This window comes from Amycolatopsis nigrescens CSC17Ta-90 (assembly GCF_000384315.1).
GTDB classification, from domain to species: Bacteria; Actinomycetota; Actinomycetes; order Mycobacteriales; family Pseudonocardiaceae; genus Amycolatopsis; species Amycolatopsis nigrescens.
Genome location: NZ_ARVW01000001.1, coordinates 4,257,503 through 4,278,059, shown reverse-complemented (window position 1 = coordinate 4,278,059; position 20,557 = coordinate 4,257,503). Strand labels below are relative to the sequence as shown.

Below are 20,557 nucleotides of genomic sequence, written 5' to 3'. Positions count from 1 at the left end.
GTCAGACTCGCTTCCCGTCGAAAACGGCTTTCTGCCCGGTGCCATAGCGGCGCAGCGCACCCTCCGGGCCGGCCGCGTTGGGCCGGGTGAAGATCCAGTTCTGCCAGGCGGCCAGCCTGCCGAAGATCTTGGTCTCCATCGTCTCCGGCCCAACGAACCGGTGGTTGGCCTCCATCCCGGTGAGCGCGTCCGGGCTCAGCGCCGCCCTGCCTTCGAGCACGATCCGGATCTCGTCCTCCCAGTCGAGGTCGTCCGGCGCATCGGTGACCAGGCCGAGCTCCTGCGCCTCGGCGGCGGACAGCGGGCGGTCGCGTTCCCGGCGCAGCCAGTCCAGGTGCTCGTGCTCGCCGTAGAACCGGGACTCCAGCCGGGAGATCCCGTTCCCCATCGGGAAACCGCCGAAGTTGGCCTCGGTGAGGAAGATGGCCGCCCTGTCCTCGCCGGCCTCGTCGTCGATCGGCGGTCCGTCCAAAATGTACTGACGGTCGCAGGCAAGCGCGAGCTCCAGCAGCACCCCGGCGAAACAGCTGCCCGGCTCGATCAACGCGATCAGGCTGCGGCTGGTCACGTCGAGTCGCTTCAGGGTCCGCTTGTAGTAGTGCAAGATCTCGTTGCACAGCCAGTCCTCCGGCGCGGCGGCCAGCACCGCCCGCTCGTGCGCGAGCACGTCGGCCGGGTCGCCCTCGGTGCGGATCACCCAGGTGCCCAGTTCGGGCTCGTTGGTCCGCAGCCGCAGCACCAGATCGTCCAGCTCGCGGGTTAGCGCCAGCAGCCAGCTCCGGTCACCCTGCGCGTGCAGGTCGCCGGGCGGTTCGTCCCGCGGCCCGCACACGGTGATGGCGACCAGGCCGCGCTCGCGTTCCAGCTCGGCGGTGACGTGCGGGTAGGCGATCCGGTCCGCGGTCTCCTCGCGCTCCAGCGGGGCCAGCCGGATACCGGTGCCACCGCGCGGGCGCGGGCTCGACTCGGCCGCGGCCAGCGCCCGGTTCCGCACCACGTCGGCGAACTCGCGGCGCGGGACGAGCTCGTCCACCAGTTTCCAGTCCACCGCGGTATCCCCCTTGACCCCGTCCTGGCGGGTGGCGAACACGTCGGCGCGGTCCTTGCGCACCCCGCGCTTGTCCACCACCCTGGTCAGCCCGCCGGTGCCGGGCAGCACGCCGAGCAGCGGCACCTCGGGCAGCGCGACCGTGGACGAGTTGTCGTCCACCAGCAGGATCCGGGAACAGGCCAGCGCCAGCTCGTAGCCGCCGCCGGCGCAGCTGCCGTTCACCGCGGCCAGCCAGGTCTGGCCGGAGTGCTCGGTGGCGTCCTCCATCCCGTTGCGGGTCTCGTTGGTGAACTTGCAGAAGTTCACCTTCCACTCGTGCGTGGCGCCGGCCAGCATCCGGATGTTCGCGCCGGCGCAGAAGACCTTGTCCTTGGCGCTGCCCAGTACCACCGCGCGCACCTCGGGATGCTCGAAGCGCAGCCGCTGGGTGAGGTCGTAGAGCTCGATGTCCACGCCGAGGTCGTAGGAGTTGAGCTTGAGCTCGTAGCCGGGGCGGAGGCCGCCGTCCTCGGCCACATCGAGGTCCACCCAGGCGACCGGGCCGTCGACGCGCAACCGCCAGTGCAGGTAGCTCCCTGGATCCCGGTCGAAAGAGACCTTGGCCGGGGGTTTCACCTGGGGGTCCGTTGTCGCGACCGGCATCGGCGCGCCTCCTCGCTGTGGTGGGTGTGTCTAAGTGGGCGAGCGAGCCGCGACCAATTGTCTACTTACTACTTCCGTTCGTCAACTTTGTGTAGAACCTAGACCCGCCGGTCGCAACCGGTCCTGACTCGCCGACCACACCACAAAAGCCCAGAGTGCGAGCGAGGACAAGACATCGGTGAAAATCGTGCCGAGCCAGAAGGCGCTCACGTCGGGCACGCCGACCAGGAAATGACCGAGGCTGGCGAGCCCGGCCAGCGAATACACCAGCAGCCAGGCCCTGGCCGGCCAGTGCCTGCCCTGCCGGTAGCGGCGATATCCGATCAGCCCACCGGCGGTGAACACCAACCCGCCCAGCACCACCATGACCTGGGTCAGGGTCAGGCTGAGACCTTCGAACTGGGGGTACCGCTCGATCTCGACCACGTTGTGCGTGTAGTGCAACGTGGTGGTGAGCAGGGTGAACAGCAGGATCACGCGCAGCGCGGTCAACTCGCTCTGTCGTTCCGCCATGACCTCTCCCTAGCACTAGATAGATCGTTCTAGCGGAAGAATAGGGCAGCGGGCGGCACCGGGACAAGCGGCTGGAATGCGGCCCCACGGGCTGGTTGCACAACCCGCGGGACCTAGGTCAAGTCAGCGCCCGGGCACGAACCCGACCTGCCCTTCGGGTACCCGTCACGACCAGGCCGAATCAAGGCGCAACTGCCGGTCGTGCACGCGGCGCCACAGCAGGAGGGACAGCACCGCCCCGCACAGGCAGAGGAACATGTCCCACTGCGTGTCCCAAATATCGCCCTGCGTGGCCAGACGCAGACGGAGAGGAAACCGATCCAGTTGCGCTGAGTGCCCAGCAGGTCCTGCACCCAGTTGCCGACCGGGGTTTCCGCGTAGGTGTACTGCCCGCCGTAGCAGAGCACCAGCGCGTGCAGGAACAGAAGCCAGCACAGCAGCCGCGTCAATGGGAACCGGTGCCGCAGAAGTAGCACCAGTGGCAGCCCGGCGAGCACCCTAAGTGCGCCTTGCCGTGGACCGCTGATCTCTCACGGATGGGCTAGTCCATTCGCCGTAGTTCGCGACACAACGTAGTCACGATTCGGGACCTAACCCGGTGAAGCTGCAACTTACTCCTCCATGCGAGCGACCTGGAGGTAACGCTCAGGCAGGAGACCACAATGTACAGACGAAGATTCAAGCGGACGGTGAGCTACCTCGCCTGCGTCATGCTGGCCGCCACCGGACTCGTGCTGGCCACGCCCGCCGGACCGGCCGCCGCCGCGCCAGCCCTGCCGACCGGGTTCGTCTTCCGCGACCAGGCCAGTGGGCAGGGACCCGGCAACCTGACCGACTTCGCGTACCTGCCGGACGACACCGTGCTCACCGTGGGCAAGAACGGCACGGTGTCCTGGCTCGGCCCGTCGGCGGTGCCGAAAACGCTGGCCGTGCTGCCGGTGCTGAACACCGGAGACGTCGGGCTGACCGGCATCGAACCAGCGGCCGACTACGCCACCTCCAAGCAGATCTACCTGGCCAGGGCCATCGCCACGCCGACCGGTTTCGTCCAGCGGGTCTCCCGCTGGCAGGTGACCGGTGACCTCGGACCGTCCGGGCTGAGCGGCGAGCAGATCGTGCTCGAACTGCCGGGGGACATCCCGCTGCACGGCATCTCCGGGTTGATCGCGGACGACGACGGCACGCTGTGGATCTCCCTCGGGGACAGCGCGGACACCGGCTACTCGGACCCGCGTGCGCTGCGGGCGCTGGACCTGAACTCGTTGTACGGCAAGATTCTGCACGTCAGCGCCACCGGCGCGGGAGTGCCGGGCAACCCGTACTACGACCCGGCCGCGCCCGACTCGGTGCGCAGCCGCGTCTACGCCAGCGGTTTCCGCAGCCCGTTCCGGATGAGCAAGGACCCGGACAGCGGCAAGCTGCTGGTCGGGGACGTCGGCTGGAACGGCTGGGAGGAGATCGACTACGTGCAACCGGGGCAGAGCTATTCCTGGCCTTGCTGGGAAGGGAAAACGCCGACCCCCGGGTTCGCCGCGATGGCGCAGTGCGCGGGCGTGCCCAATAACAGTCCATTGTGGATGTACCAGCACGGGTCCGGCAGCAACCAGGGCAACAGCGTCACCGGCGGCATCGTCTACACCGGAAGCAGCTACCCCGAGAAGTACCGGGGCGCTTACTTCTTCGGCGACTACGTGGGGCAACGGATCTGGGCGCTGCGCTACGACGGCTTCGGCGCGCTGACCGAGCAGCCGGAGACCCCACCGTTCGGCGGCGGTATCGGCGGTCCGGTCAAGTTCGCCCCGGCGCGCAACGGCGACCTGGTCTACGCGGACATCCTGTCCGGCAACCTGCGCCGGCTCAGCTACGCCGCCGGCAACGCCGCGCCGGTGGCCAAGGCGAGCAGCAGCACCGACCCGTCGACCAGGACGGTGTCCTTCGATGGCGCCGAATCCTTCGACTTCGACCGCGAAAATCTCACCTACAGCTGGAATTTCGGGGACGGCGGCACGGCGACCGGAGTGACCGCTTCGCATACCTACGCACCGGGCACCGACCGGTTCACCGCGACGCTGACCGTCACCGACCCGCTGGGCGGCACCGGCAGCACGGAGTTCGCGGTGGTCCCGTCGAACCATTCGCCGGTGCTGCAACTGTCCGCACCGGCCACGAACACGTTCGCGGTGGACCAGCAGATCTCGCTTTCCGCGACCGGCGCGGACCAGGAGGACGGCGCGCTGACCGTGGACTGGACGACCAGCGTGGTGCACTGCCCGGACGCGGCGACCTGCCACGCGCATCCAGGGCCGCCGGGCACCGGCGCGGACATCACCATGCCGTTCACCGATCATGCCGACTCGCGGGTGGAGCTCACCGCGACGGTGACCGACAGCGAAGGGGTCAAGGCCGCCACCACGTACGTGGCGAAACCGCGCGAGCACCTGTTGAAGCTGACCAGCAACGTGCCGGCGACCCTGCAGATCCCGGCCGAAGGCGGGGCGTCCTCCGGCATGGTCACCGAAGGCGCCACGCTCGACGTGGTGGCCAGCGCGTTCTCGGCCGACGGCAGCTCGCCGTTCGGCAGCTGGGAGAACGGGTCGCTCAGCACGTCCCGGCAGCTGACCATGGGTGCCGCGGACACCACGCTGAACGCCATCTTCACCACCCCGATCGACGCCCGGTACGCCGCCGGGCCCGTCATCGGGCAGCTGCTCGGCGCGCCGACCGCGCAGGAGGTCACCGACGTCGGCATGCACTACCGGAACTACGAACGCGGCCGGATGTACTGGACCCCGGCCACCGGCGCGAAGTTCATCTTCGGCGGCATCTTCGCGAAGTACCTGACGATGGGCGCGCACAACGGTTTCGGCGTGCCGGTCACCGATGAACTGAGCACCGCGGACGGCATCGGCCGCTTCAACCACTTCACCAACCGCGGCTCGATCTACTGGACCCCGAGTACAGGTGCCCAGTCCACCTGCTGCCAGATCCGCGAGGTCTGGCAAGCGCTCGGCTCGGAGACGGGTCTCGGCTACCCCACCACCAGCGAGCTGACCACCCCGGACGGCGTCGGCCGCTACAACCACTACACGAACAACGGCTCGATCTACTGGACCCCGTGGACCGGCGCCCAGTCCACCTGCTGCCAGATCCGCGACAAGTGGGCGTCCATGGGCTGGGAGTTCGGCCTCGGCTATCCCACCACCAGCGAACAGTCCACACCGGACGGAAAGGCCAGGTACAACCACTACACCAACCGCGGCTCGATCTACTGGCGCCCGGAGACCGGCGCGCAGTCGACCTGTTGCCAGATCCGGGAACGCTGGGCCGCACTCGGCTGGGAGTTCTCGTATCTCGGCCACTTGAAGAGCAGCGAGTACAGCATCCCCGGCGGCCGCCGCTCCGACTTCCAGTACGGCTACATCACCTGGAACGCCGCCACCGGCCAAGTCCAAGACCGCCGCTACTAACCCCCGCATGTGGGACTCGCGGCGCCCGAACGCGGAACTCGCAGTGCCCGAACGTGGGACTCGCGGGGCGCGGGTGTGGGACTCGCCGGGCGCGGGTGTGGGACTCGCCGGGCGCGGGTGTGGGACTCGCCGGTGCGGCCGGCCCGGGTCGGCGAGTCCCACGTTCGGCCTCGGCGAGTCGAACGTTCAGCCTGGGCGAGTTGGCCATTCCGGTCGGCGAGTTTGCCGCTCGGGTCGGCGAATTGGCTGCTTGGGCGTGGAGCCGATCTTTTCAGTGCGGGGTACCGGAGCGAAATTTTGCCTCGCGTCGCCTGCAAGGCGACCACCCACCCCGGGCCGGAAAGTTAGAAGGGGGGTGGTTCGTCGGTGATCTCCGGGGGTGGCGGCTGCGGGTCGACGAGGGGCTCCGGTCTGGTCGAGTAGCTGCGGCCGGTCGGAGTCGTGACCGCTAAATCGGCCGTGGCGGGATCGAACTCGAAGGTCCAGCCGGGTTCGTCCTTCAACCGGTGGTGGCGGCGGCAGAGGCAGCACAGGTTGTGGCCGCAGGTACCCCCGTTTTGTGACCACGCGGTGCAGTGGTCGGTGTCGCAGCGTTGGGCGGGGCGGTTGCAGCCCGGGGCTCGGCAGGTGCGGTCGCGGACCCGCACCAACTCGGCGAGGTCTGCGGGTGGCCGGTAGCGGGTGCGGCCGAGATCCCGGACAGTGCCCGACACCGGATCGGTCAACACTTTCCGCCACACCGAGTTGGGCTGGTTCATGAGTTGACGACCGAGGTCACCGGGGATCGGACCGTGGCCGACCAGTTCGCAGCCGTCGTTGCGGATGCCGAGGGCGGTGTCGAGCGGGATGTGGATGAACACCTGCGCGGCTAGGCCTTCCCAGCCTTTGCCGAGCAGCAACTCCGCCAACACATCGGCCCGAAGTTGGTCCATGGTACGAACCTCATCGCCACCCCGGAGCTTCCGCGCCAACCTATCGATCCGGGCGTAGACGGCGGTCGCGATCTCGGCTGGGAGATACGCCCACAACGACGCCATCGCATCGGGCTCGTGGTGGAGCTCGACGCGGCGTTGCTTGCGTCGGGTCTCTGCCCGCGCCTGCTGGCCTTCCGGATCGTGGGCCGCGACAACACGCGTGACCGTTTTGCGCCAGTTACTCGGGTTCTTCGCGCACCACCACGAACACGACTCACCCGCGCAATCGCCTGCGCCTGCACCGCCTGCGCACGACAGATCGCCCGCCGCGCCGAAATCACCACCCCCACCGCCTGCGACGCATCCAGATCCTCAATCTCCGCCACATCCATCGAACACAACCAGTTCGGCGAAAGCTCACTGAAATCAACGCAGAACACAGGAAACCTCCCTAGTCCCGAATACCCCTCAAGAATATCCCAACCCACCGACAAAAAGAGCCAAACAAAAGGAAATCAACCTTTCGCACCGCGTACGCGCCCCCTTCACGACGCGTACGCGCCGCGGTCGCCCGGCCGCCGCGCCCGCTTGGTTAACCATTGACAATCGAGGAAGGCGTGGGTGAGGGTGTGCGGCGGACGGAGCGAGGTGCGATGAATCTGTGGCAAGGGCTGGCCGCACGGGAGCGGCCGGTGCGCTGTGCGGTGATCGGCTGCGGGAAGTTCGCCACGATGTTCCTCAGCCAGGCCTCCCGGCTGGAGAAACTCGAGGTCGTGGCCGTGGCGGACCTGTCCGCGGACCGCGCCGCGGCGGCGCTGGCGCAGGCCGGGCATCCGCCGGTGAAGGTCACCGAGGACCCGCACGAGCTCTTCGGCGACGCCCGGATCGAGGTGATCGTCGAGGCCACCGGCAGCCCGCTCGCCGGCACCGAGCACGCGCTGGCCGCGATCGACGCCGGGCAGCACGTGGTGATGGTGACCGTGGAGGCGGACGTGCTGGTCGGCCCGCTGCTGGCGGAACGGGCCCGTCGCGCCGGGGTGGTCTATTCGATGGCATACGGCGATCAGCCCGCGCTGATCTGCGAACTCGTCGACTGGGCCCGTACCACCGGCTTCGACGTGGTGGCCGCCGGAAAAGGCACCAAGTACCTGCCGGAATACCATTATTCGACACCCGACACGGTATGGAGCCACTACGGTTTCACCGCGGAATACGCGGCCGAATCCGGGCTCAACCCGCGTATGTTCAACTCCTTCCTGGACGGCACCAAATCGGCCATCGAAATGGCCGCGGTGGCCAACGCGACCGGCCTTTCCGCACCCGACGACGGGCTCACCTTCCCGCCCTGCGGCGCGGACGACCTGGCGTCGGTCTGCGTCCCGACCGAGCACGGCGGCGCGCTGGACGGCAGCGGCGTCGTGGAAGTGGTCTCCAGCCTGCACCGCGACGGCACCGACGTGCCCCGTGACCTGCGCTGGGGCGTGTACGTCACGCTCGAAGCGCATTCTCGGTACGTCCAGGACTGCTTCGCCCAGTACGGCCTCGCGACCGACCGAAGTGGACGGTTCACCGCGATGTACCGGCCGTATCACCTGATCGGGCTCGAACTCGGGGTGAGCGTGCTGGCCGCGGCGCTGCGCGGCGAGCCGACCGGGGCGCCGGCCGGGTTCACCGCGGACGTGGTCACCGTGGCCAAACGCGACCTCGCTCCAGGCGACCAGCTGGACGGCGAAGGCGGCTACACGGTCTTCGGCAGCGTGCTCCCGGCGGCCCGTTCGCTGGCCGGCGGGCTGCTGCCGATCGGACTGGCCCATGGCGCAACAGTCACCTCCAAAGTACAAAAAGGACAGCCGGTGCGCTGGGCGGACGTGCGATTCGAGAGCGAGTCCACGGCGATGCGGCTGCGCCGGGAACTGGAGACCACCGGATGAACGAGGTGCTGTCCGCCGGGCTGAGCGACGAGGTCACCCGACGGTTGCGCGAGGCGATCCTGACCGGCCTGCTGCGCGACGGCGAGCGGGTGGTGGAGCGCGACCTGGCCAGCACGCTGGCGGTCTCCCGCGGCCCGGTCCGCGACGCGCTGCGCCGGCTGGCCGACGAGGGGCTCGTCGTGTCCGAGCCGCGCCGCGGCACCCGGATCGCCTCGCTCACGCTGGAGGACGGCGAGGAGATCATGGCCATCCGGCTGGCCATCGAGCCGCTGGCCGTGCGCTACCTGGTGCGGGACGCCGAGTCGCCGCGGTTCGAGTCGCTGCACCCGATCCTCGACGCGATGCGCGCGGCCTGCGAGCGCCACGACTGGCCGGAGGTGATGGCGCAGGACTTCGCGCTGCACAGCCAGCTCTACCGGCTCTGCGGCCGTCGGCGGCTGCTGCGGCTTTGGGAGAGCATCAGCGAGCCGTTGCTGCACATCTTCCGGATGAACCTCGGCCTATACGAGAACATCGGCCAGGTCTACGAAAACCACCGGAAACTGGTGGCGGAACTGGAATCCGGCGATCCGGCGCGGGCCGAGGACGCGATCCGCGAGCACATCACCCACTTCCAACCGCAGCTGCGTGCCCTGATGATCGACCGCGAACGCAAGCTCGCACAGGAGGGTTATGCACGTCGAACCGACGGGGGCCGCCCGGAGGGTGGCTCGCGTCGGTTCGATACCGGCGGCACATCTACAACAGACGCGCCAGCCGGGGTGCATAACACTCCTCCGCATCAGACACAGGAGGGTTAGACCATGGCAGATCTGAAACCCCGCAGCCGGGACGTCACCGACGGGATGGAACGGGCCGCGGCCAGGGGCATGCTGCGCGCGGTGGGCATGGGCGACGACGACTTCGCCAAACCGCAGATCGGCATCGCCTCTTCCTGGAACGAGATCACCCCGTGCAACCTCTCGCTGCAACGGCTCGCCGAAGCGAGCAAGCAGGGCGTGCACGCGGGTGGTGGCTTCCCGATGGAGTTCGGCACCATCTCGGTGTCCGACGGGATCTCGATGGGTCACGAAGGCATGCACTTCTCGCTGGTGTCGCGCGAGGTGATCGCCGACTCGGTGGAGACCGTGATGCAGGCCGAACGGCTGGACGGCGCGATACTGCTGGCCGGCTGCGACAAGAGCCTGCCCGGCATGCTGATGGCGGCGGCCAGGCTGGACGTGGCCGCGGTGTTCCTCTACGCCGGTTCGATCCTGCCCGGCACGGTGGACGGCCGCGAAGTCACCGTGATCGACGCCTTCGAGGCGGTCGGCGCCTGCGCTCGCGGACTGATCAGCCGCGAGGAGGTGGACCGGATCGAGCGGGCCATCTGCCCCGGTGAAGGCGCCTGCGGCGGGATGTACACCGCGAACACGATGGCCTGCGCAGCGGAGGCGATGGGCATGTCGCTGCCCGGTTCGGCCAGCCCGCCGTCGGTGGATCGCCGCCGCGACGGGTTCGCCAGGGCCGGTGGTGAGGCGGTGGTCGGCCTGCTCGCCGCCGGGCTCACCGCCCGCGACATCATGACCCGCGAGGCGTTCGAGAACGCGATCGCGGTGGTGATGGCGTTCGGCGGCTCCACCAACGCGGTGCTGCACCTGCTGGCCATCGCGCACGAGGCCGAGGTCGAGCTGACCCTGGACGACTTCACCAGGATCGGCGACCGGGTGCCGCATCTCGCCGACGTGAAGCCGTTCGGCCGGCACGTGATGCCCGCGGTGGACCGGGTCGGCGGGGTGCCGGTGGTGATGCACGCGCTGCTGGAGGCCGGGCTGCTGCACGGCGACTGCGTCACGGTGACCGGGAAGACGGTCGCGGAGAACCTGGCCGAGCTGTCCCCGCCGGAGCTGGACGGGGACGTGGTGCGCAAGCTGAGCAACCCGATCCACCCCACCGGCGGGCTGACCATCCTGCACGGCAGCCTCGCGCCGGAGGGCGCGGTGGTCAAGAGCGCCGGTATCGACTCACCGCGTTTCGAAGGCACGGCAAGGGTTTTCGACGGCGAGAAGGCGGCAATGGACGCGCTCGGCGAGCTGAAGACCGGGGACGTGGTGGTGATCCGCAACGAAGGCCCGCGCGGTGGTCCGGGGATGCGCGAAATGCTCGCGGTCACCGGCGCGATCAAGGGCGCCGGGCTCGGCAAGGAGGTGCTGCTGCTCACCGACGGCCGGTTCTCCGGCGGCACCACCGGACTCTGCATCGGGCACGTGGCCCCGGAGGCCGCGCACGGCGGCCCGATCGCGTTCGTCCAAGACGGTGACCCGATCGTGCTCGACATGGACGCGCGCACCCTGGACCTGCTGGTGGACGACGCCGAACTGGCCCGGCGCCGGGAGGGCTGGCAAGAACCGCCACCGCCCCGCCGCACCGGAGTGCTCGGCAAGTACGCGCGGCTGGTCGGGTCCGCCGCACAGGGCGCCGTCTGTTCCTGAGGGCAAAAAGCCGGCTATTTGCCGGTGATGAGGCGGGGAGAGGGAAGGGCATGACAGAGACGGCAGCGCCGCAAGTGCGGGCGGGACGGATCGCGGTGGCCAGCTTCATCGGCACCGCAATCGAGTTCTACGACTTCTACATCTACGGCACGGCCGCCGCACTGGTGTTCGGGAAGCTGTTCTTCCCCACCGTCTCGCCACTGGCCGGCACGCTGGCCGCGTTCGCCACCTTCGGCGTCGGCTTCGTGGCGAGGCCGGTCGGTGCGGTGGTGTTCGGCCACTTCGGCGACCGGATCGGCCGCAAGACCATGCTGATCACCTCGTTGCTGGTGATGGGCACCGGAACCGTCGCGATCGGACTGCTGCCGACCTACGGCGCGATCGGCATCGGCGCCCCGATCCTGCTGGTGATCTGCCGTTTCCTGCAGGGCTTCGGCCTCGGCGGCGAGTGGGGCGGCGCGGTACTGCTGGCCACCGAGTACGCGCCGAAGGGCAGGCGCGGGCTGTGGTCGAGCTTCCCGCAGATCGGCCCGGCGATCGGGTTCGTCATCGCCAGCGGCTCCTTCCTGCTGCTGTCCGGCACCCTGTCCGACGCGGACTTCGAGGGCTGGGGCTGGCGGGTGCCGTTCCTGGCCAGCGCGGTGCTGGTGGTGGTCGGCTACTACATCCGGATGAAGATCGCGGAGACACCGGTCTTCGAGAAGGCCATGCGGGAACAGGAAAAGGCGAAGGCGCCGATCGTCGAAGTGGTCAAGCGGCAGCCCAAGACGCTGCTGCTGGCCACCGGTGCGTTCATCCTGGCGCACACGCTGTTCTACACGATCACCACGTTCTCGCTGTCCTACGGCACCACCGAGCTCAAGCTGAGCCGGAACATGCTGCTGATCTGCGCGATGGTGGCGGCGACCGTGATGGGCATCGCGACTCCGCTGCTCGCGGTGTACTCGGACCGGGTCGGCAGGCGCCGGGTGTGCATCGCCGCGTCGGTGCTCGCGGCGGTGTGGGCGTTCCCGTTGTTCGCGTTGATCCACACCGGCAACCCGCTGCTGATCGGGGTGTCGCTCTCGGTCGGGCTGATCGCCTTCGCCGCGCTGTTCGGGCCGATGGGCGCGTTCCTGCCGGAGCTGTTCGCCACCCGCTACCGCTACACCGGCGCCTCGGTGGCCTACAACGCGAGCAGCATCGTCGGCGGCGGCATCACGCCGCTGCTGGCCACCCAGCTGATCGCGTCCACCGGCTCGTCGGTGCCGGTGTCGCTGTACCTGGCCGGGATCGCGGTGATCTGCGGGCTGTGCGTGTACTTCCTGCGCGAAACGTACACAGTGGACCTCACCACGGACGCGGGGCTGCATCGGTGACCCTGGTGGTGACCGGGGGCGGCTCCGGGATCGGGCTGGCCACCGCGCGGCTGGCCGTCGCGCGCGGGATCAGGGTCGCCGTGCTGGACCTGGATGTGTCCGCTGTGGACGGAGAAGTCGACCTGGCTATCCCGGTCGATGTCACAGACGCCGATCGGGTGCACAGCGTGGTGCACTCGATCGGCCCGGTCAGCGGGCTGGCCACCTGCGCCGGGATCGCGCCGCCCGCCGGGTTGCTGGACACCGGCCCGAGCGGGCTGCGCGGACTTTTCGAGCTGAACGTATTCGGCACGGCGTACGCGATGCAGGCGTGCGTGCCGGCGATGCGGGCGGCCGGGGACGGCGCGATGGTCACGGTGTCCTCGGTCGCGGCGCACCGCGGTGGCGGCCTGCTCGGCGGAACCCCTTACGCGGCAAGCAAAGCGGCCGTGCTCGGGCTGACGAGGGCGGCCGCCCGCGAGCTGGCGCCGTTCGGCATCAGGGTGAACAGCGTCGCGCCGGGCCCGGTGGCCACGCCGCTGCTGGCCGACGACCCGCGGTTCGCGGAGTCGACCCTCCTCGGCCGGGTGGCCCCGGCCGAGGAGATCGCCGAGGCCGTGCTGTTCCTGCTCGGCCCCGGCGGGCGCAACATCACCGGGGAGACGCTCAACTCCAACGGCGGCGCTTATTTCGCCTGATCAGAGGTCGTGAGTGAAAAGTGTTGCCGGGGCAACGTTTTCCACTCACGACGTCAGAGGTCGTCGAGGGCGCCGGTCTGGTCGTTGCTGAGCCACTTCTCCGGGCGCATCCGGATGAGCAGCGAACGTTCGCCGAGCGCGCCCCGCACGTAGTTCGCGGCCTGCGACGGGCTCAGGTAGCGCCCGGCGATCTTCAGCGCCTGCTCCTCGGTCGGCGGCCCGTCGGCGGCCACCACCGGGCCCTCCGCGGTGACGTACTTGTACGGCAGGGTCTCCACCTGCGCGACGATGCTGAACCGGCCCGCCTTCGCGATCAGCTTGTCCTTCACCGTGTCTCGTTCGATCCAGAGCAGCACCTCGCCACCGGGGGTGTAGTCGTACCAGATGGGCACCGCGAGCGGGGCCCGTCCCTCCCGCTCCACCGCCAGCACGCCGATATGTACCTCGGCGAGAAAGGCTTCGCGCTTCTCGGCGGTCATTACCAAAGACATCCAGTGCTCCCTCAGGTGGCGCGGGCGTACCGCGCGGCCAGCGTCTTGATGTACTCGACGAGTTCCGTCGGTTGGGTAACGTCGAAGTCCACGCCGAGCATTCCGAGGTAGACGGCCATGGTCTCGATCGAGTCGGCGCCGGTGTCCAGCTGGCAGGTCCGCTCGTCGATCACCTCCACCACACCGACCGCGGGGGTGATCCGCGCGACGATCTGCTCCGCCGGCGCGTGCACCCGCACGGTGGCCCGGTACCGCCAGGCCGCCGAGGACACCCGGCCGGAGACGTAGGCCGCGAGATCACCGCCGGGCGGCTCGCGCGGGGTGAACTTCGGGCCGGTCGGGATCTTCGGCTCGATCCGGTCCGCGCGAAAGATGCGCCAGTCCGCCCGGTCGACGTCCCAGGCCACCAGGTACCAGCGCCGGCCCCAGTTGACCAACCGGTGCGGCTCCACCACCCGCAGCGAGGCCTCGCCGTGGTGGTCGCGGTAATCGAAGCGCAGCCGTTCGGAGTCGCTGCACACGTTGGCGAGTGCGGAGAGCACGTCGGCGGACAAGGTCGGGCCAGGCGCGGACGGCACCTTCACGGTGTACGCCTGCAAAGTGGTCACCCGGTGCCGCAACCGCGACGGCAGCACCTGCTCCAGCTTCGTCAGCGCGCGGACCGAGGTCTCTTCGAGGCCGGTCACCGAGCCACCCGCGGTGCGCAGCGCGACGGTGACCGCGACCGCTTCTTCGTCGTCGAGCAGCAACGGCGGCAGCGCGGCGCCCGCACCGAGCCGGTAGCCGCCGAAGGTGCCGGTGGTGGCGTGCACCGGGTAGCCGAGCTCGCGGAGGCGGTCGACGTCGCGGCGGACGGTCCGGTCGCTCACCCCGAGCTGGTCGGTGAGGTCCTTGCCGGTCCACTCACGCCGTGACTGCAACAGGGACAGCAGGCGGAGCAGTCGAGCCGAGGTCTCCAGCATTTCGCCAGTCTGCCACCGCTTTAGGACAGCCTTTGACCGCTACGCCGGAAGATTCAGGGGGTGAGTTCGAGGTGTTCGGCGACTCCGGTCAGTTCGATCACGCGGCGGACCTGGCGGCTCGGCACCACGGACAGGGCGACCTGCAGCTCCGCCGCCTGACGCTGGGCCTGGAGCAAAACGTTCAGGGCAGAGGAGTCGAAGAACGTGACTCCGGTGAGGTCCGCGATGATCCGCGACGAGCGCCGCTCGTCGAGCAGTTTGGTCAGCGCCTCCTGCAGCTGGGGGCCGGTGAGCAGGTCCAGCTCGCCGGTCACCACCACTCGTGCACCGTCGGCAACGGTGACGGTGAAGCCTGGCGTTGGGGCGTTCGACTCAGCAGCAGCGGCCATCCACTCTCTCCTCAGGGTCTACCGATGACAACCGGTACACGCCTGTGGGCTCAAGCGCAACGGGTTCGGGCTGAGCCTAGCCCAGCGCGCCGGGGCGAGCGGATCACCATCGAGCCCAAGTCACTCCGCCGTTTGCAGGGTCCTGGCCTTCCTGCGCTCCTGGAGGAACAGGTCACGACGTTCCATTTCGCCGAGGCCACCCCAGATGCCGTACGGCTCTTGCACGGCGAGGGCGTGCTCGCGGCACTGGCGCAGTACCGGGCAGCCGTGACAGATCGCCTTGGCGCGCGCTTCGCGCCGCTCCCGTGCCAGTCCGCGCTCGTTGTCGGTGTGGAAGAACAGGCTGCTGTCCACCCCGCGACACGACCCTTGGAGCTGCCATTCCCATTCCTCTGAGACCACCACCGGCAGCCTGCTCAGATCAGCCATGTCGGTCCCCGCCTTCCTCGCAAACTAACCTCGACAGCGTTCTGCTACCCGGAAGTCCGCACATCGAAACCCTCCTTCGTTTAGATTTCCCCCAAGTGGGGCATTAGCCCGTGGACCCCGCGCCAGCTGGACGGATGGAGGACCAACGAGTGCCGAATGACCCCTCCGACAACCACGCAGGTGATGCGGCCGACGCACGAGTCTTCGAGGTGCGCACCTCGGCGATGCCGGACTCGGTGCCGACGCTGCGCACCATCGCCGCCGACCTCGCCATGCGCCAGGACTTCGACCTGGACGCGGTGGAGGATGTCCGGATGGCCGTGGACGAAGCGTGCAACCTGCTCGTGCCGGCCGCTTCCGACGGCTGGCTGAACTGCGCGTTCACCGCGTCCGCCGGCAGCCTGGCGGTGCGGGTCTCGGTGCTGTCGGACGGTCCCGGCCTGGTCCGGGACGACGCGCTCGGCTGGCAGTTGCTGACCGCGCTGGCCACCACCGTGCGGCGTTCGGTGACCCCGACCGACCAGGGCTACGTCTCCCAGGTGGACCTGGTCCGCGAAAGCGAGACGACCGGCCGGTGACCGCGGGATCGGGCGAAGAGCCGGATGTGACGGCTCTTTTTCGGGAGCTGCACGGGCTGGACGAGCGGGGCTCGGAGTTCGAGCGGCTGCGGGAACAGCTGGTGCGGCTGCATCTGGATCTGGTGCGCAACCTGGCCCGCAAGTTCCGCAACTCCGACGAGTCGATGGAGGACCTGGTCCAGGTGGCCACGGTCGGCCTGCTGCACGCCGTCGACCGGTTCGACCCGGAGTACGGCAGCGACTTCACCGCCTTCGCGGTGCCGACCATCACCGGGGAGCTGCGCCGGCACTTCCGGGACACCAGCTGGTCGGTCCGGGTGCCGCGACGGCTGAAGGAACTGCACGCGATGATCGCGTCGGCCCGTGAAGAGCTGACCGTGTCACTGGCCAGGGCGCCGCGGCCGAGCGAGATAGCGAAGCACCTCGACATCAGCCGCGAAGAGGTGCACGAGGGACTGGTCGCCGGCCAGGGCCGCTACGGCGCCTCGCTGGACAGCATGCTGGAGGACGCGCCGCACCAGCCGTTCGGCAGCGCGGACGAGAACCTGGACCAGGCCGAACTGCGCGAATTGCTCCGGCCGGTGGTGGAGAAGCTGCCGGAGCGGGAACGCAAGATCGTGCTGCTCCGGTTCGGCCTCGGACTGAGCCAGGCCGACATCGCGCGCCGCGTCGGGGTCTCCCAGATGCAGGTCTCGCGGCTGCTGTCGGCGACCTTGAAGAAGCTTCGTACCGAGATAGGCGAAATTCCCGGTGAACCCTGACGGTTCAACTTGCCCGTCACCGGGTAGTTGAGGGAGTGGTCACCGACACCGCAGGAGGTGGACAGGGCATGAGTCCTCAGGGGCTGCGCGCCGCGGATGCCGGGCAGACCGGGCTCACGGTCCCCCTCGACACCCATCCGTCGGCCGCCGCCACCGCGCGCCGCGCCGTCGGTGACGCCCTTCGTGTCTTCGGCATGTCCGACGAGCTGGTGGACGACCTGCTGCTGGTGACCTCGGAGCTGGTCACCAACGCGGTCGAGCACAGCGCCGGCGTCGACCATCTGGAGCTGGCGATCGACCGGGATGCCCTGCTCGTGCGGGTCTACGACCGCGGTCCGGGGCTGCCGGCGATCCGGCTCAGCGCGCCGGGCTCGGCCCGCAGCCGCGGCCTGCGCCTGGTGGACGCGCTGGCCACCGGCTGGGGCTACGCGGAATACGAAGGCGGCAAGTACGTCTGGGCCGAGTTCACCAGGAAGGCCCACGACTGACCGTGACCCGCATCACATCAGGTTTCGAGCGGTGGCGGCCCGGGTAGTCCATCGCCGGCCTGCGCGTGGACAGGCCACCAAACTTCGCGAGAGAGAGAAATGCCGGCGGCCTGGAGGCCGTCGGCATTTCGTTCTCCTGGCCCGTTCGGAACCGGGCCGATGCGACCCCCACCGCCGCACCGAACCGTCACGAACCATTCGTGAACCGACCTATTTTGCAAGAAGGTTCTTGCCGAAGCAAGAGTAGGCTGTAGCTCCATGGCGAAGGGCACGCGGGAGCGGATCGTCGAAGTCGCAGTTCGCCTGTTCGCCGAGCGCGGGGTCGCTTCGACCCCGGTGACGGCGATCGAGTCCGCGGCCGGGCTGTCCCCCGGCAGCGGCAGTTTCTACCGGCACTTCAAGGACCGGACCGAACTGCTCGCCGCCGTGGTGGAGCGGGAACTGACGCGGGTGAAGAAGAACCCCGCGGTGCAGGTGTCGCAGGCCGGCACCCAGCGTCCGCCCGCCGAGGCGCTGGCCGCCCAGTTGCTGGCGGATCTGGACTTCCTGCGCGAGCTTCAGCCGCTGATCGCGATCCTGATGTGGGAGCGGCAGCGGGCACCGGGGGTTGCCGAGCGGGTGCGCACGCTGATGGTCGAACGCGGGGTGGAACTCGGCATGGCCGACCTGCTCTTCCGCGCGCCGGCAGACGCGGTCGGGGAGGATCCGGCCGCCGCGGCCACCGTGATGATGTCCGCGATGGTCGGCTACTTCCTCTCCGTGGAGTACTTCGGATCCGCACCGGCCGAAGTGGACGGGCAAAGATTCACCAATACCCTCGCAAAGCTGCTCACCGCCAAATAGCCTGTCCCCGGCAGTTGGGAGAGACATGCGGTGGCAGAACAAGCTTGAGCGGCGCGAACGGCTGGACGAGCTGACCGCGCGCACCAGGTACGAGGTCCGGCTGTTCCTCAACGGCGCGGCCCCCGGCAGCGCGTACGACGAGATCGCCGACATCTTCGTGCTCGGGCACGGCGAATGCGCCGAGTTGTTCGAGCACGCCAGGCGGCTGCCCGGCTGGGAGCGGATCCTGCTCGGCCGCTACGCCAGGCGGATCTACGGAAAGGCGACCCTGGACACCGTGCGCGACGTGCCGCTCGAACGCACCGCGGTCGCCGGGCGTTTCCCGGACGGCCATGACCCGGTGCACGCCTTCCGCGACGCGATCGCGGGTCTGGCCCCGGCGTCCGGGGACACCGGGGCAAGGTACGACCTGCAGGGCCGTGGCCAGCTCACCGTTTTCCGGCTGGCACTGGGCAAAGCGGGCGAGCAGTGGCCGGACCGGGTGGACGTGGCCACCATCTCCGCGCGCACGGTGCTGACCTGCTCGGACCGTTTCCTGCGCCGCAAGCCGTGGCACCTGCTGTGGCCGGTGTACCGGGTCCGCGGCCTGCGGCTGTGGAAACTCTGACCTTCACGCCACCGGGATCCGGTTCGCCCTGCCGCGCCGGATCCCCAGCGCCACCCCGGCGGTGGCGAGCGCGAGACAGAGCAGCAGCGCGCTGACCCACAGCGGCGAGCGAAAACCGAAGCCCGCCCCGATGGCGATTCCGCCGAACCACGGGCCGGCCGCGCCGCCCACATTGAACGCGGCCGTAGCCAGCCCGCCGGCCAGGGTCGGCGCGTCGGTCGCGACGTAGAACACCCGCGAGATCAAGGTCGACCCGACCGCGAAGGAAAGCGTGCCCTGGACGAAAACGAGCGGGATCGCCACGACCGGGTTCGCCGCCGTCATCGCGAAGAGGGCCCAGCCGGCGAGCAGGGCCACCATGCCGAACCCGAGCAGTGGAACGGGCCGCACGTCGGCGATCCGGCCGCCGGCCGTGACCCCGGCGAACGAGCCGAGGCCGAAAAGCGCCAGCATCGCGGGCATCCACCCCTCACCGAGCCCGGTAACCCCGGTGAGCAGCGGCGCGAGGTAGGTGAAGGTGCAGAACGTCGCACCGTTCACCAGCGCACCGAGCAGCAAGGTCACCAGTAGCCGCGAACTGCGCAGCGCCCGGAGTTCCCCGCGCGCACTCGTGCCCGCGCCGGCGTCGCCGGCCGGAATCGACCGCAGGATCGCCACGATGGCGGGCAGTGACAACAAAGCCACCGCCCAGAACGCCGAGCGCCAGCCCCAGTACTGACCGAGCAGCGCCCCCGCGGGAACACCGGCGACGCAGGCCACGGTGACCCCGCCGACCACGATGGAAGTGGCCCGCCCCTTGGCATTCGGTGCGACCATGCTGGTCGCGGTGGCCAACGCGGTGGCCCAGAACCCGGCGTTGGCCAGCGCACCGACGACCCGCGTGCCGAGCAGTACCGCGTAGCTGGTGGTGATCGCGCCGACGACGTGCACGAGCACGAAGACGACCAGGAAAAGTGTCAGCGAACGGCGCCGCGGCCAGCGCAGGCTCAGGATCGCCATCAACGGCGCCCCGACCACCATCCCCACCGCGAAGGCCGAGGTCAGCAGCCCCGCGGCCGGAATGGACACGTGCAGGTCTCGGGCGATGTCCGGCACCAGGCCGGACAGCATGAACTCGGAGGTGCCCTGGGTGAAGACGGCCAGTCCGAGCAGATAAACAGCAAAAGGCATGACAAAACTCCGCAACCACAAGGATCGATTTCCGGCGGCACCAGGGCACGCACGGGAAGGGACGAAAACAATCCGGATCACGGCATGAGGCGGCGTGCGGTCGCGTCAGAACGCCGTGGCTTCAAGCCACGGCGGACACGACGACAGGGGTAGCCACCTCGCCGGTGGCTACAGTCTCCACGCCTCGGGACTGAACATGGCCGCAGGCTAGCAACGCCCGCGGCCCGCTGTCCAAGCATTTGCCCGCACTGGGCTCACCTTCGTGAAACCTGGTAGCCGCCCCAGCGCAGCGGCAGCTCCGGGGCCGGGGCCATGCACTTCGGCAGTTCAGCGACCGGCATCGGGCCGGAGGAGCCGACCATGGCCCGCTCGCCGGTACTTCCGCTGTAGATGCTCACCCCGATCCGCTTTCCGCGCCAGTCCGCGATTTCCGGTGCGGTGTCGTCGACGACTGCGGTCACCGTCGCGGACCGCCCGCCCGCCGTCACGCAGTCCACAGTGGCCTCTGCCCACACGGTGACGTCCGGCTCGGAGAAATAGTGGGAAATCCTGGCCGTACCCCACGCGTGCGTCGGAACCGACGACGGCGAGTCGAATACCGCATGCGCGTCCAAAGTGAGCCGGACGTCGTCCGCCGCTGTCACGTAGTCCAGGCGGGCCGTTCCGGTCACACTCGCGTAAGACCTGTCCCCTTCCGCCGCCTGAGCCTGCACGGCACCACCCGCGACGAACACCGAAGCCAGCACGGGCACCATTGCTCCGAGCACCTTCTTGACCATCGAAATCTCCCCCTCTGACGTCGCGGGCCTCGTGCC

The 20,557-nt window shown here is 69.1% G+C and carries 20 protein-coding genes and 2 pseudogenes; 11 read left to right on the top strand and 11 right to left on the bottom strand.

The window, feature by feature from the left end; genetic code table 11:
• Position 1 precedes the first annotated feature (1 nt).
• From boxC to AMYNI_RS50860, 4 genes and pseudogenes are all read right to left on the bottom strand, one after another.
• Complete coding sequence (boxC, locus tag AMYNI_RS0120255; RefSeq protein WP_020669870.1) at positions 2–1,693, bottom strand: 2,3-epoxybenzoyl-CoA dihydrolase; 1,692 nt, start codon at positions 1,691–1,693, stop codon at positions 2–4.
• Between the two features lie 81 nt (positions 1,694–1,774).
• Complete coding sequence (locus AMYNI_RS0120250) at positions 1,775–2,206, bottom strand: hypothetical protein (protein WP_020669869.1); 432 nt, start codon at positions 2,204–2,206, stop codon at positions 1,775–1,777.
• Positions 2,207–2,371: 165 nt separating this feature from the next.
• Complete coding sequence (locus AMYNI_RS50865; RefSeq protein WP_020669868.1) at positions 2,372–2,464, bottom strand: hypothetical protein; 93 nt, start codon at positions 2,462–2,464, stop codon at positions 2,372–2,374.
• Positions 2,465–2,589: 125 nt separating this feature from the next.
• Positions 2,590–2,682, bottom strand: a pseudogene (locus tag AMYNI_RS50860) (DUF2238 domain-containing protein); the annotation flags it as partial.
• Between the two features lie 186 nt (positions 2,683–2,868).
• Between AMYNI_RS50860 and AMYNI_RS0120240 the strand changes: the two are divergent.
• On the top strand, positions 2,869–5,673 hold the full coding sequence (locus tag AMYNI_RS0120240) for a PQQ-dependent sugar dehydrogenase (protein WP_040405837.1): 2,805 nt from the start codon (positions 2,869–2,871) through the stop codon (positions 5,671–5,673).
• 344 nt (positions 5,674–6,017) lie between these two features.
• On the opposite strand, the pseudogene AMYNI_RS0120235 reads toward AMYNI_RS0120240, so the two are convergent.
• A pseudogene (locus AMYNI_RS0120235) lies at positions 6,018–6,979 on the bottom strand (HNH endonuclease signature motif containing protein).
• Between the two features lie 261 nt (positions 6,980–7,240).
• Here AMYNI_RS0120235 and AMYNI_RS0120230 point away from each other — a divergent pair.
• Genes AMYNI_RS0120230 through AMYNI_RS0120210 form a run of 5 tightly spaced genes read left to right on the top strand, consistent with a single transcriptional unit; the run spans position 7,241 to position 13,024 of the window.
• On the top strand, positions 7,241–8,518 hold the full coding sequence (locus AMYNI_RS0120230) for an NAD(P)H-dependent oxidoreductase (RefSeq protein ID WP_020669865.1): 1,278 nt from the start codon (positions 7,241–7,243) through the stop codon (positions 8,516–8,518).
• Positions 8,515–9,318, top strand: coding sequence for a GntR family transcriptional regulator (locus tag AMYNI_RS47320; protein ID WP_020669864.1), 804 nt, complete (start codon positions 8,515–8,517; stop codon positions 9,316–9,318). The genes AMYNI_RS0120230 and AMYNI_RS47320 overlap by 4 nt, the downstream gene beginning before the upstream one ends.
• Before the next feature lie 3 nt (positions 9,319–9,321).
• Positions 9,322–10,989, top strand: coding sequence for a dihydroxy-acid dehydratase (gene ilvD, locus AMYNI_RS0120220; RefSeq protein ID WP_020669863.1), 1,668 nt, complete (start codon positions 9,322–9,324; stop codon positions 10,987–10,989).
• A 50-nt stretch (positions 10,990–11,039) separates the two neighbouring features.
• Positions 11,040–12,347, top strand: a complete 1,308-nt coding sequence (locus tag AMYNI_RS0120215) for an MFS transporter (RefSeq protein ID WP_026360687.1) — start codon at positions 11,040–11,042, stop codon at positions 12,345–12,347.
• Complete coding sequence (locus AMYNI_RS0120210; protein ID WP_020669861.1) at positions 12,344–13,024, top strand: SDR family NAD(P)-dependent oxidoreductase; 681 nt, start codon at positions 12,344–12,346, stop codon at positions 13,022–13,024. Before AMYNI_RS0120215 ends, AMYNI_RS0120210 begins: the two co-directional genes overlap by 4 nt.
• 53 nt (positions 13,025–13,077) lie before the next feature.
• On the opposite strand, the gene AMYNI_RS0120205 is transcribed toward AMYNI_RS0120210, so the two are convergent.
• From AMYNI_RS0120205 to AMYNI_RS0120190, 4 genes are all read right to left on the bottom strand, one after another.
• Positions 13,078–13,515, bottom strand: coding sequence for a pyridoxamine 5'-phosphate oxidase family protein (locus AMYNI_RS0120205; protein ID WP_040405835.1), 438 nt, complete (start codon positions 13,513–13,515; stop codon positions 13,078–13,080).
• A gap of 11 nt (positions 13,516–13,526) precedes the next feature.
• The gene (locus AMYNI_RS0120200) at positions 13,527–14,477 is read right to left on the bottom strand and encodes a helix-turn-helix transcriptional regulator (RefSeq protein ID WP_020669859.1); all 951 of its coding nucleotides are present in this window, start codon (positions 14,475–14,477) and stop codon (positions 13,527–13,529) included.
• Positions 14,478–14,530: 53 nt separating this feature from the next.
• Positions 14,531–14,866, bottom strand: a complete 336-nt coding sequence (locus AMYNI_RS0120195; RefSeq protein ID WP_040405834.1) for an STAS domain-containing protein — start codon at positions 14,864–14,866, stop codon at positions 14,531–14,533.
• 120 nt (positions 14,867–14,986) lie between these two features.
• Positions 14,987–15,295, bottom strand: coding sequence for a WhiB family transcriptional regulator (locus tag AMYNI_RS0120190; protein ID WP_020669857.1), 309 nt, complete (start codon positions 15,293–15,295; stop codon positions 14,987–14,989).
• 149 nt (positions 15,296–15,444) lie between these two features.
• Here AMYNI_RS0120190 and AMYNI_RS0120185 point away from each other — a divergent pair, with 149 nt between their 5' ends.
• The 5 genes from AMYNI_RS0120185 (at position 15,445) to AMYNI_RS0120165 (ending at position 18,572) form a co-directional block, all read left to right on the top strand.
• On the top strand, positions 15,445–15,873 hold the full coding sequence (locus tag AMYNI_RS0120185) for an ATP-binding protein (protein ID WP_020669856.1): 429 nt from the start codon (positions 15,445–15,447) through the stop codon (positions 15,871–15,873).
• Positions 15,870–16,634, top strand: coding sequence for a SigB/SigF/SigG family RNA polymerase sigma factor (locus AMYNI_RS0120180; protein ID WP_020669855.1), 765 nt, complete (start codon positions 15,870–15,872; stop codon positions 16,632–16,634). Before AMYNI_RS0120185 ends, AMYNI_RS0120180 begins: the two co-directional genes overlap by 4 nt.
• 68 nt (positions 16,635–16,702) lie before the next feature.
• Positions 16,703–17,122 carry an ATP-binding protein gene (locus AMYNI_RS0120175; protein WP_020669854.1) on the top strand — a complete coding sequence of 140 codons (420 nt, stop codon included), beginning with the start codon at positions 16,703–16,705 and terminating at the stop codon, positions 17,120–17,122.
• Between the two features lie 258 nt (positions 17,123–17,380).
• Positions 17,381–17,965 carry a TetR/AcrR family transcriptional regulator gene (locus AMYNI_RS47315; RefSeq protein ID WP_020669853.1) on the top strand — a complete coding sequence of 195 codons (585 nt, stop codon included), beginning with the start codon at positions 17,381–17,383 and terminating at the stop codon, positions 17,963–17,965.
• 25 nt (positions 17,966–17,990) lie between these two features.
• Positions 17,991–18,572: a hypothetical protein gene (locus AMYNI_RS0120165; protein ID WP_020669852.1), complete on the top strand. Its 582-nt coding sequence runs from the start codon at positions 17,991–17,993 to the stop codon at positions 18,570–18,572.
• Between the two features lie 3 nt (positions 18,573–18,575).
• On the opposite strand, the gene AMYNI_RS0120160 is transcribed toward AMYNI_RS0120165, so the two are convergent.
• Together AMYNI_RS0120160 and AMYNI_RS47310 are read right to left on the bottom strand one after the other, a co-directional pair.
• A complete protein-coding gene (locus AMYNI_RS0120160) occupies positions 18,576–19,742 on the bottom strand; it encodes a Cmx/CmrA family chloramphenicol efflux MFS transporter (RefSeq protein ID WP_020669851.1) in 1,167 nt (388 codons plus the stop codon).
• Positions 19,743–19,996: 254 nt separating this feature from the next.
• A complete protein-coding gene (locus AMYNI_RS47310) occupies positions 19,997–20,521 on the bottom strand; it encodes a hypothetical protein (protein ID WP_020669850.1) in 525 nt (174 codons plus the stop codon).
• Between the last annotated feature and the right edge of the window lie 36 nt (positions 20,522–20,557).